The organism is Methanolobus bombayensis (genome assembly GCF_017873415.1).
Classification (GTDB): domain Archaea; phylum Halobacteriota; class Methanosarcinia; order Methanosarcinales; family Methanosarcinaceae; genus Methanolobus; species Methanolobus bombayensis.
Window position 1 is genome coordinate 22402 of sequence record NZ_JAGGKD010000021.1, and the last position, 10594, is coordinate 32995.

Genomic DNA, 10594 nt, shown 5'->3' on the forward strand with positions numbered 1-10594 from the left:
TAATTATTGCTGAACATAGTTTCATATTTTAATATATTGCTGGAGATCATAGTGGTAATATTAAAGAATGGACATGATATGGCCAACTCTTATTTAAGCTTATAATGCAACGCAGAAAACAATAAAGTAAAGAATGGTTTCAGAGAGAGCATACCCTCCTCTTATCCCACTGAAATCATTCTTTTTTACTATTGTTAATTCATAATATTTTTCGAAATATGCTTTAGAATACTTTCACCCTGCACACCTGAAGACTAAATACACCGGTAACATATATTCAGGAAAAACAACTATGGTCTAAAGATGCACGAAACTCTCCGCAAGTATTTTGGATATTCTGATTTTCGTCCTTTACAAAAGGAAATAATCAATGATGTGCTCAATGACCAGGATACTTTTGTTCTGATGCCCACCGGAGGAGGTAAATCCCTTTGTTACCAGCTTCCGGCTTTGCTTAAGGAAGGAATTACAGTAGTTGTATCCCCTCTTATCTCACTCATGAAGGATCAGGTGGACAGTCTTAAAGAGAATGGCATTGATGCCGCATATCTTAACAGCACATTAAAACCTGCAGAATCAAGAAAAATCTACGAAGAACTGAAAAGAGGAGAGATAAAAATACTCTATGTGGCACCTGAAAGACTTACAATGTCAGGAACCATCACACTTCTGAAAAGTCTGGATGTAAGTCTTTTTGCCATTGATGAGAGTCACTGCATATCAGAATGGGGACACGATTTCAGACCTGAATACCGCAAACTCAATTTCCTGAAGAAAAAATTCCCCGATGTCCCCATTATTGCGCTGACTGCAACTGCTACTCCAAAAGTCAGAGAAGATGCCATAGAACAACTCGGTATCAATGGATGTGGAGTGTATATTGCCAGCTTCAACCGGCAGAATCTGTTTTACAGGGTGCGGACCAAGAAAGACACATACAATAATCTCCTTCAATATCTGAGAAAAAAGAAAGGAGAAAGTGGAATTATTTATTGTCAGAGCCGCAGGACAGTGGACAGCCTGACAAAGAAACTTCGCAAGGATGGATTCAACGCACTATCATATCATGCAGGACTGACTGATCTTCAGCGAGCAAAGAACCAGGAAATGTTCATCAAGGACAGGGCTGACATTGTGGTTGCCACCATTGCTTTTGGAATGGGGATCGACAAACCCAATGTCCGTTTTGTGATACATTATGACCTGCCCAAGAACCTCGAAGGATACTATCAGGAAACAGGAAGAGGAGGACGAGACGGACTTGAGTGTGAATGTATACTGTTTTTCAGCCGCGGTGACAAGTATAAGATCGAGTATTTCGTCAAACAGAAGAACAAAAAAGAAGAGAGAGACATTGCTATTAAGCAACTCAATGACATGGTGGACTACTGTGAGAGTAATACCTGCCGCAGGAAGGTGTTGCTCAGGTACTTTGGAGAAGAAACATCTGAGGATAACTGCGGCAAATGTGACGTCTGCCTCCAGCCACGTATAGAGGTGGATGGGACATCAGAAGCCAGATTGATCATAAAATGCATCCAGGACCTGAACCAGAGATTTGGTATGACCCATGTTGTTGATGTGCTTACCGGCAGCCGCGCAAAGAAAGTAACAGATAAAAAACACCATCTGCTCAGAAGTTACGGCCAGGGAGATTCGCATTCAAAGAATGAATGGCTTGAAATGGCAAGAGAGATGGTCAGACAGGATGTTATCAAGGTAGAGGGTGCACGTTATCCTTTGCTCAAACTTAACAAGAAGAGTATTGATGTTCTGGACGGCAAAAGAACAGTTTCATTTATTCGAAAAGTTGATGATGGACTGGATGATTATGAGCCGGTCAACGAAAACATTACGGAAAATTACGACGATGAACAATGCCCACCGACTCTGCACCGCAGGATAAGTGATGACCCTGACAAAGTTCTTTTTGATAAACTGAAAGAACTGCGTATTTCTCTGGCACAGATGCAGGACGTTCCACCTTATATCATATTTGCTGACACCAGTCTCCGCCAGATGGCTGCAAGGAAACCGGCCACAAAAGAAGAGATGCTTAAGATTACAGGAGTTGGTGAGTATAAGCTCAAAAAATACGGAGAAAGATTCCTAAAAAAGATATCTGAACATTCAGAGACTCAGGACTTAGGAGGGAAAAGCAACAAAAAAGCTATATCCGAAGCAACTGCCAGCAAGAAAAAGAGCGCAAAAAGCTCTAAATCCGGCAACCCAAAACCAGCTCTTAAAAAAGAAATTGTGCTCAGAGCACTGGATGAACTGGAAGACGATCTGATAAGAAGTATAAGAGATAAACTGGATGGAACTTATTCCGATGAGGAAATAAGGGAAGTCTACCAGTCAATTATCAAAAAGGAATGACAGACCGATTATCCGAGATATTATTCACAGGTATCCAGCAGGTGTCTTTTCGGACGAACTCTCTGATCACCCGGATGAATTGGGTTTACCTTTGCCTTCTTTTCATCTTTATTGTGCTTTTTGTCTTCAGGTTTCTTTTCTTCCATGGAGCCATCTCCAGTTAATAATTTGAAAGAAACGATATTAAAACCTGATGCAAAAAGATTTTAGAAAAAATAGAAAAGCAATTCACATCAGCATGAATTGCATGGTTATGTAGAAAATAAGGTCGCCAAATATCACTGCTGTGAGAAAACCAGCTGTTATTGGTATCATGAATGGAAGTCCGGGAGTTATCCACACACCATCCTTAACCTTACCTTCCTGTTGTAATTTTTTAAGTTCCGAAATTACTTCAGATGTGATCTCTGTTCCTGACCTTGTAAACCTGAAGTCTACCCCATCCTTTGTTCTGCTGTACGAATCAAGCATGCGGAAATGTCCCTTTTGAAGTTTCGATATAGGAGTGAGGTATCCTATGAACATATAGTGCGGTCGTTTAAGGGATTCCGATGGATTCTTTATCAGGTTGTATAGGAATAATCCTATTGGAACTATTACAGTGAGAATCACAGAATTTCCGAACACGCTGAAAGCAAAAAGATTGATGAACGGTACCCCGTTGACAGGAAGGGAAGTTGATCCAATTTCGATTGTCGGGAAAGTAGGTATAATTAGTGAAATAACCATAAGGATCTTGGCATCGGCGCCTCCGAAAGCTCCTAACTGGAAAAGTATGTACACAAAGGCAAATATGAACAGGAAGGACAGTACGTTGCGCATCAAATACGGAAGACCATAGGTCATCAGATCATACATTATAAATATAAATCCCACACCGAACATCATAAACCAGACATCATTGGAAACACGTCGGGTTTTGATGTCCGAGTAGCAGGAATATAACAAGAAAGGCATGCATGCAAGCACTTTTAATAATTCGATCATTTCAGTGTTTCTCCCATTTCTTAAGTTTCATGACCTCAGATAATGTCGCACCCCTGCGAATCTCCTCAAATAGACGCTGCTCGGTCTTTTCAACCTCTTTAGCACGTCTTGCGATCTCATAGGCCCGGTCCTTCGGAATAACAACAACTCCGCTATCATCACCCACAATATAGTCACCAGGGTTTACAGTCTGATTTCCGCAAACAATTTCTGAATTGATCTCACCAAAGCCTTTGGGTTCCCCTGCATTTGGCACATGGCAGGTAGCAAAAACAGGCAATCCTATTTTGCGGATTTCATCGATATCCCTTACTGCCCCGTCAATAACCACACCGGAAACTCCTTTATTAAGGCAACTAAGTGTTGCAAGTCCGCCCCATGGAGCTACATGCCTGCTTCCGTTATAGATTACAATCACATCTCCCTCTTTTGCTTCATCGATAGCCTCAACAGCTTTGGCCCAGTCTCCTTTGAAAGTCTGAACGGTAACTGCAGTGCCAATCATCTTTTTGCCTTGAAACACCGGGAATATATCCTGCATGGCACCTTTTCTATGCATGGCATCGGAAATATTGGAAGTAGAAACTGTTTCCAGTATTGTCTTTATCTCTTCGTCACGGCTCATTTTTTCAATTGTTTCAACTGAAAGTGAATCCACACTTTCTCTGATAGCTTTTGCAGAGGCAACAACATCTGATGAGCGAACAATGTTTCCTCCGACAACCACAATATCAGCACCGGCTTTCACAGCTTCGGCACATGAAGATGCATCCAGACCACCTGCTATGGCAACAGGAATGTTGACCTTTTTAACTACCTCTTTCATGATAGCAAGGGAGTCAAGCCCCTCCATCTGCTGGTCGATTCCTGCATGTACGTTGATATAATCCACACCCAGCTTTTCCAGTTCCATGCTGCGGGTAACGGGCTCATTTGCAGAGATCAGGTCGGCCATGATCTTTGCTCCGTATTTTCTGGCCGCACGTACAGACTCAAGTATGGTAGAATCATCTGCACTTGCAAGCACAACTAAAATATCAGCACCGGCCTTTGCACCCATTTCAACTTCCATGGCACCGGTGTCAGCTATTTTCATATCGGCAATAATTGTCCTCTCAGGAAAGGATTCTCTCAATTTCCTGATTACATCCATTCCCTCACTTTTGATAAGGGGAGTCCCAGCCTCAAGCCAGTCTGCACCCCCTTCAAGGGATTCTTTTGCTATCTGTATCGCCCTGTCGGTTTCCAGGATATCAAGGGCTACCTGAATAATTGCTTTGGCACGATCATCTTTAGACATAGTTACACTACTAAAATACTTGAAAACCTATAAATTTAATCACGTAAAAATTAACATTGTAGAATTCAGGAGATAAAATGAAGGAAAATGGCGAGATATCAAAGCGTGACAGAGAGAAATTATTGAAACGCCTTCACAGTAGTCTTTTCTGGGTAGGAGAGGAAATACCTTATGAAGTAAAGGTCAGTGGGGAACAAGTTCACCTTCACGAAATTGTATGGGAAATTGTCAACAAACCTGAACTTGACAAAGAAGACATCAAAAATATTGACAAGCTTCTGGAAATGTTATCTTCTAAAGAGAAAGAGTATGAGGAGCGCCTTGAGAACGAACACATCAGTTGCGAAGATGCAAATGATATCTTCGAAAAGGCAGCTGGCATAAGAAGAGCCATCATGGACCTCAGGGAATTAACTATATCTTCAAAAAGAAAAGCTATTTTCAAGAACAGACAAATATGTGATGATGTAGATACCAGTGAATGGGATAGTCTTGCAGAAGATATAAAAGAAAAATGCAAAGACAAAAGGTAGGCTCTGAGCAGGCAAATATTATATCCCATGTAATGCCTTTAGTAGTCGATGAAATTTAAGGACCAACCTGTCATTTCCATGAGAGAGTTCTCCAGAGAGATGATCGACCATATACTTACTGCTGCTGAAAAAATGGAACCGATTGCACGCGGAGAACAGAGGTCTGACCTGCTTTCCGGAAAGATTCTTGCAGTTCTTTTTTTTGAACCAAGTACAAGGACAAGAATGTCCTTTGAAACTGCAATGCTGAGACTTGGAGGAGATGTTTTGAACCTTGGATCGGTTGATGCCAGTTCCATTGCTAAAGGAGAAACTCTTGCAGATACTATCAGAGTTGTTGACGGTTATGTGGATGCTATCGTTCTTAGACACCCGAAAGAAGGAGCAGCGCATCTTGCATCTGAGTTTTCCAGGGTACCAATACTTAATGCCGGTGACGGTGCAGGGCATCACCCTACTCAGACACTACTTGACCTTTACACTATCAAACGCGAAAGCCAACTTGAAAATCTAAAGATTGCCCTGGCAGGAGATCTCAAGTACGGAAGAACCGTCCACTCATTATGTTACGCACTATCACTTTATGGTGCACAGATAACCCTGACATCCCCTAAAGAGCTGCGTATGCCGGATGAGATTATCAATGATATTACCGCAAGGGGAGCGAAGATCAAAGAAGTGGATTCAATTGAAGAGGCCATCAGTGATGTTGATGTGCTTTACATGACACGTATTCAGAAAGAAAGATTCCCTGATCCTGCTGAATACCGCAAAGTCGCTAACAAACTTAAGATCACAACAGAAACACTGAAAAGTGCTAAACCGGAACTTAAGATAATGCACCCACTTCCCAGAGTAAATGAAATAGATAATAACGTGGATGATACACCACATGCGTGCTACTTTAAACAGGCATTCTACGGAGTTCCTGTGAGGATGGCATTACTTGGACTTGTATTGGGAGCAATAGAATGACCGATATTGAGAAAGAGCTCAGAGTACGCAGAATAGAAAATGGTACTGTTATCGACCATATCACAGCAGGCAAAGCCCTGGAAGTGCTGAAGATCCTCGGACTTCCTGATTCATCACAGGGAGTTGTGAGCGTTGTGATCAATTCCAAAGGAAGATATGGGAAAAAAGATGTGGTAAAGGTCGAAAATCGCGAGCTTAATGTGGAAGAGGTTGACAAGATAGCACTTATTTCTCCGAATGCGACTATTAATATAATACGCGATTTCAATGTTGCCAGTAAGTACAAGGTACACATACCTTCTTTTGTAGAGGGTGTTGTAAGTTGTATAAACCCTAACTGCATTTCCAATAGCAATGAACCCATCACATCAAAGTTTACTGTTGATACCGAAAACATATTCCTTAAACTCAGATGCTATTATTGTGGAAGAGTAATTTCCGAAGATATTGCAGAGCATTTACTATGATTCCGGGAAAAAAATAAAAAAAGGAAGAAACGTTTGGAGGTAGTAACAATGGCAACAAATGCTCACATGCTACAATACATATTATATATAGACAAATATAAAATATCTTTGGCCATTGTTAATTATCTATCATTACACATTGTGCGCACAAACGTCTGAAACTGCGCCACAAATGAACACATATGTCCCAAAAAAAAGCGGGGATTAAAGTCCCAGAATATCCTGCATGGTATAAAGCCCTGGTTCGGCCTTGCCTATCCAGGCTGCTGCTTTAACTGCACCACCTGCAAAAGCCTGTCTTGAATGTGCCTGGTGTTTAATCTCTATTCTCTCACCATCACCTGCAAATAGAACAGTGTGATCTCCAACTATATCTCCGCCACGCACGGCATGAATACCGATTTCTTTTCCGCGAGGTGCGACACCTTCGCGACCATACACGAATTCCTTGCCACCAAGAGCTTCACTGATAATTTTTGCAGCTCCAAGTGCTGTTCCGCTTGGTGCATCTTTCTTATGCATATGGTGAGCTTCTATGATCTCTATGTCCATATCACCGAGATATTTGGAAGCTTCTGCAAGTATTTTGAAGAATACATTTACTCCTACTGAATAATTGGGAGAGATAATGCCTGCAACATTGTTACTGGCAATTGAGTCTTCAATTGTCTTTTTCTGTTCGGGGGAAAGACCTGTTGTTCCTATTACAAGACTCACACCGGCTGATGCAGCCTTAGGTGCGTTTACAGCAGTTGCATCTGCAATTGTAAAGTCGATAAGCACCTGGGTTTTTGATTCCTTCAGAACAGATTCCATATCTTCAACATCTGATATAGCAACTCCCAGAGAACCTATCTGAGCTACCTCGCCGACATCCTTTCCTACGTTCATAAGATCAAAAGCTGATGTTAATTTGAGGTCATCGAACCTGAGAATATTATCGATAATGAGCCTTCCCATTCTTCCAGAAGCGCCTGTTACACCAACATTGATCATGCAATGCACCCCAGGTTGCGAAGGGCATTCTCAAGTGTAACGCTGTTCTCTTCACTCAGAGGAGCAAGAGGAAGTCTTATGTTTCCACTTGAAAGACCTATTAGTTCAACTGCACGCTTCACAGGAATTGGATTTGTTTCTGTGAACAGTGCACGGATGAGTGGTGCCATCTCAAAATGAAGCTGCCTTGCTGTTTTAAGGTCACCGGCATTTACCGCCTCGTAAAGTTTTACCATCTTTTCAGGAACAATGTTAGCAACAACTGAGATCACACCGGCCCCACCCAAAGCAAATATAGGGTAGGTAAGTCCGTCCTCACCGGAGAGAACATTGAAATCCTCATCAGTTGTCTCCTCAATAATCTGTGAAAGTTTACCAAGGTCACCGCTGGCTTCCTTTACAGCAACAATATTATCCACCTTTGAAAGTTCTACGATGACTTCCAGAGGCATGTCCTGTCCCGTACGGGAAGGAACATTATATAATATAATAGGAATGTCTGCAGATTCGGCCACTTTCTTAAAATGAGCAATAAGCCCTGCATTATTGGGTCGGGTATAATAGGGGGATATAATAAGAGCGCCATCCGCTCCCACGTCGGCTGCGTGTTTAGTAAGCTCAATTGCTTCAACCGTGTTGTTCGAACCCGTACCCGCTACAACGGGAACATTCGCACAATCGATACAAAGATTGATCAGTTCTTTATGTTCTGCGGTCGATAATGTTGCAGATTCACCGGTCGTACCACAGGCAACGACTCCGGAAACGCCACCTTCCTCTACATAGTTGACAATATTCCTGAAACTTTCTGAATCAATGGAATTGTCATTTGTAAATGGCGTTACAAGAGCAGGCATAACTCCTTCGAACATGGGAACATCCCCTCTCCAGAAACCTTCACTCTCTTGGTCTATGTGTCATCTTTCTTGTTACGTAGCCTGCTACACGGTTTCTGATCACTTTACTCTCGATTGTTGTGTACTTTGTCACAAGGTGCTTGTTTGTGTCGAAGTCTGTTGTAAATACGTCACCATGGTTTTCGGCTAAGCGAATTGCAATTCTCTTGATATTGGTTTGTCTAATATTTCCCATTATAATTCTCCATTATTATGAATCAATTATTTAGATGAAACTACATAGTAGTAAATCGTATCGGGTTATAATAAATACCCTTACATTTATACCTTTTGGATTACTGGAACTGCACCTGAATACTTCATTATATATCTGTTTTTCCCAGCAAACGATCCAGGGCTTTCGCATCCTTGAAAACACGCTCACGAGAACCTTTTTGATTTATGAATAATCCAATAAGCACAACGAGAAGACCCAGGTTGGAATTAAATGTTGCAAACAGAACTCCCAGAAGGGCAAGAGTAGATGCAAGTATACCCTTGACCGCACCCTTGCGATACGATTCAATTCTGGTCCTTTTATAGATCCGGATATCTCTCAAAGTAAGGAAAAGAATGACTACGTAAGCAACTATTGCGATATAGATATACATGATTGCACCAGGCACATTACTCAATATAAATGCCATGGTCGGATATTATATCAGGGTTCCGTTAGCAATAAGCAAATAAACGATATATCCAATCGTGTTCATAAATATAACTGAATTTGAATAAAAACTTATGGAGATTCAATGGAAAAACCTGCAAGAGATAGAATCACAATGCATATTGACATGGACAGCTTTTACTCCTCAGTGGAAGTGAGGGAAAGGCCTGAACTTGAAGGACTGCCTGTTGTCGTGGGATCAGACCCGAAGGGAGGCAGTGGCAGAGGAGTTGCAAGCACATGCTCTTATGAAGCAAGAGCATACGGCATACATTCCGGCATGGCAATCTCAAAAGCCTACAAACTATGCCCGGATGCAGTTTATCTCAGGGTCAACATGAAGCTTTACAAGGAAGTATCGGCAGAGATAATGCAGACACTTCGTATTTTTGCAGACAGGTTCCAGCAGGTCAGTGTTGATGAGGCATATCTTGACATTGGAGAATCGATTTCAGATTATGAATCGGCAATCTTACTTGCAAAGAAGATAAAAAGCGAGATAAAAAGACTCCACGGACTTACATGTTCCATAGGCGTGGCACCAAACAAAGTTATTGCAAAAATTGCATCCGATTTTAACAAACCTGATGGCCTGACTGTTGTAAGACCAGAGGACATACACGATTTCCTGTTCCCCATGCATGTGTCTAAAATACCGGGAATAGGTAAGAAAACCCAGCCAATTCTGGAAGAATTGGGAATTGAAACAGTAGGACAACTTGCCAACTGTGATGTACAGCTACTTCTAGCCCGATTTGGGAGATCCGGAGTGGTTATGCACCAGCTTGCAAACGGTATTGACATGCGGGAAGTGAAGGAGAAAGAAGAAGTAAAATCTGTGAGTACCGAAGATACGTTTGATGAAGACATATCTGACCCTGGTACAATTGAAAAGGTTTTCAGAGAACTGACGGAAAAAGTGCACACATCAATGATGAAAAAACGATTCAGATACAGGACTGTGACAATCAAGGTGCGTTTTGAGGATTTCAGGACATACACAAGGGCAAAAACTCTGACTGCTGCGACCACCGATAAAGAAGTTATCACCAAGAATGCCCTGATACTCATGGAAGAGTTCATGGGAAAAGGCAGATTCAGGTTACTTGGAGTCGGAGTCACAAAACTAGAAAAAATTGATGAAAGACAGACCTTTTTGAGTGATTTTTACTGAAGAAGAACACTTATCTTTAACATCATAAACTAAAAGTGAACTACCCCTCCCTGCCAGCCTTCGGCTGTCGAGGAAGGAGCTTCCTACGAGTGTAAGTCTCATTTCGTAATCATTCTGATGGGAACGATTCCGATCAACAAACCTGTTTGTCGTAGATTATCAATCATTGATTGATAGCTTGTCCACAAAGCATTATGTTTGAAATACCTTAAGAGAATGT

At 41.7% G+C, this 10594-nt stretch carries 12 protein-coding genes; 5 read left to right on the forward strand and 7 right to left on the reverse strand.

Annotated features, from left to right (window positions below; all coding sequences use genetic code 11):
• The first annotated feature begins 303 nt into the window (after positions 1–303).
• A complete protein-coding gene (gene recQ, locus J2746_RS13750) occupies positions 304–2379 on the forward strand; it encodes a DNA helicase RecQ (RefSeq protein ID WP_209622307.1) in 2076 nt (691 codons plus the stop codon).
• A gap of 20 nt (positions 2380–2399) precedes the next feature.
• On the opposite strand, the gene J2746_RS14930 is transcribed toward recQ, so the two are convergent.
• The 3 genes from J2746_RS14930 to hxlA form a co-directional block, all read right to left on the reverse strand.
• Entirely contained in the window at positions 2400–2525 is a 126-nt protein-coding gene (locus J2746_RS14930) for a hypothetical protein (protein ID WP_280921250.1), read from the reverse strand.
• A gap of 82 nt (positions 2526–2607) precedes the next feature.
• Positions 2608–3366: an A24 family peptidase C-terminal domain-containing protein gene (locus J2746_RS13755; protein ID WP_209622313.1), complete on the reverse strand. Its 759-nt coding sequence runs from the start codon at positions 3364–3366 to the stop codon at positions 2608–2610.
• 1 nt (position 3367) lies between these two features.
• The gene (gene hxlA, locus J2746_RS13760) at positions 3368–4666 is read right to left on the reverse strand and encodes a 3-hexulose-6-phosphate synthase (RefSeq protein WP_209622316.1); all 1299 of its coding nucleotides are present in this window, start codon (positions 4664–4666) and stop codon (positions 3368–3370) included.
• Positions 4667–4743: 77 nt separating this feature from the next.
• Between hxlA and J2746_RS13765 the strand changes: the two genes are divergently transcribed.
• The 3 genes from J2746_RS13765 to pyrI are packed head-to-tail and all read left to right on the forward strand — an operon-like array spanning position 4744 to position 6641.
• Positions 4744–5199 carry a DUF5788 family protein gene (locus J2746_RS13765; RefSeq protein ID WP_209622319.1) on the forward strand — a complete coding sequence of 152 codons (456 nt, stop codon included), beginning with the start codon at positions 4744–4746 and terminating at the stop codon, positions 5197–5199.
• Between the two features lie 48 nt (positions 5200–5247).
• The gene (gene pyrB / locus J2746_RS13770) at positions 5248–6174 is read left to right on the forward strand and encodes an aspartate carbamoyltransferase (RefSeq protein ID WP_209622322.1); all 927 of its coding nucleotides are present in this window, start codon (positions 5248–5250) and stop codon (positions 6172–6174) included.
• Positions 6171–6641, forward strand: a complete 471-nt coding sequence (gene pyrI / locus J2746_RS13775; RefSeq protein WP_209622324.1) for an aspartate carbamoyltransferase regulatory subunit — start codon at positions 6171–6173, stop codon at positions 6639–6641. Before pyrB ends, pyrI begins: the two co-directional genes overlap by 4 nt.
• Before the next feature lie 204 nt (positions 6642–6845).
• Here pyrI and dapB read toward each other — a convergent pair whose 3' ends face one another.
• From dapB to J2746_RS13795, 4 genes are all read right to left on the reverse strand, one after another.
• On the reverse strand, positions 6846–7637 hold the full coding sequence (gene dapB / locus J2746_RS13780) for a 4-hydroxy-tetrahydrodipicolinate reductase (protein WP_209622327.1): 792 nt from the start codon (positions 7635–7637) through the stop codon (positions 6846–6848).
• Positions 7634–8509, reverse strand: coding sequence for a 4-hydroxy-tetrahydrodipicolinate synthase (dapA, locus tag J2746_RS13785; RefSeq protein WP_209622329.1), 876 nt, complete (start codon positions 8507–8509; stop codon positions 7634–7636). The genes dapB and dapA overlap by 4 nt, the downstream gene beginning before the upstream one ends.
• 25 nt (positions 8510–8534) lie before the next feature.
• Positions 8535–8729, reverse strand: a complete 195-nt coding sequence (locus J2746_RS13790; RefSeq protein ID WP_209622332.1) for a 30S ribosomal protein S17e — start codon at positions 8727–8729, stop codon at positions 8535–8537.
• 127 nt (positions 8730–8856) lie between these two features.
• Positions 8857–9144 carry a hypothetical protein gene (locus J2746_RS13795; RefSeq protein ID WP_209622343.1) on the reverse strand — a complete coding sequence of 96 codons (288 nt, stop codon included), beginning with the start codon at positions 9142–9144 and terminating at the stop codon, positions 8857–8859.
• A gap of 141 nt (positions 9145–9285) precedes the next feature.
• On the opposite strand from J2746_RS13795, the gene dinB reads away from it, so the two are divergent.
• Positions 9286–10374 (forward strand): DNA polymerase IV, encoded by a 1089-nt coding sequence (gene dinB, locus J2746_RS13800; RefSeq protein ID WP_245250185.1) that lies wholly within the window; start codon positions 9286–9288, stop codon positions 10372–10374.
• Positions 10375–10594: the final 220 nt, after the last annotated feature.

What these genes read in the sequence shown, in the direction of transcription:
- recQ (WP_209622307.1), top strand. Translation starts at nt 304, where the DNA reads ATGCACGAAACTCTCCGCAAGTATTTTGGATATTCTGATTTTCGTCCT.
- J2746_RS14930 (WP_280921250.1), bottom strand. Translation starts at nt 2,525, where the DNA reads ATGGAAGAAAAGAAACCTGAAGACAAAAAGCACAATAAAGATGAAAAG.
- J2746_RS13755 (WP_209622313.1), bottom strand. Translation starts at nt 3,366, where the DNA reads ATGATCGAATTATTAAAAGTGCTTGCATGCATGCCTTTCTTGTTATAT.
- hxlA (WP_209622316.1), bottom strand. Translation starts at nt 4,666, where the DNA reads ATGTCTAAAGATGATCGTGCCAAAGCAATTATTCAGGTAGCCCTTGAT.
- J2746_RS13765 (WP_209622319.1), top strand. Translation starts at nt 4,744, where the DNA reads ATGAAGGAAAATGGCGAGATATCAAAGCGTGACAGAGAGAAATTATTG.
- pyrB (WP_209622322.1), top strand. Translation starts at nt 5,248, where the DNA reads ATGAAATTTAAGGACCAACCTGTCATTTCCATGAGAGAGTTCTCCAGA.
- pyrI (WP_209622324.1), top strand. Translation starts at nt 6,171, where the DNA reads ATGACCGATATTGAGAAAGAGCTCAGAGTACGCAGAATAGAAAATGGT.
- dapB (WP_209622327.1), bottom strand. Translation starts at nt 7,637, where the DNA reads ATGATCAATGTTGGTGTAACAGGCGCTTCTGGAAGAATGGGAAGGCTC.
- dapA (WP_209622329.1), bottom strand. Translation starts at nt 8,509, where the DNA reads ATGTTCGAAGGAGTTATGCCTGCTCTTGTAACGCCATTTACAAATGAC.
- J2746_RS13790 (WP_209622332.1), bottom strand. Translation starts at nt 8,729, where the DNA reads ATGGGAAATATTAGACAAACCAATATCAAGAGAATTGCAATTCGCTTA.
- J2746_RS13795 (WP_209622343.1), bottom strand. Translation starts at nt 9,144, where the DNA reads ATGTATATCTATATCGCAATAGTTGCTTACGTAGTCATTCTTTTCCTT.
- dinB (WP_245250185.1), top strand. Translation starts at nt 9,286, where the DNA reads ATGGAAAAACCTGCAAGAGATAGAATCACAATGCATATTGACATGGAC.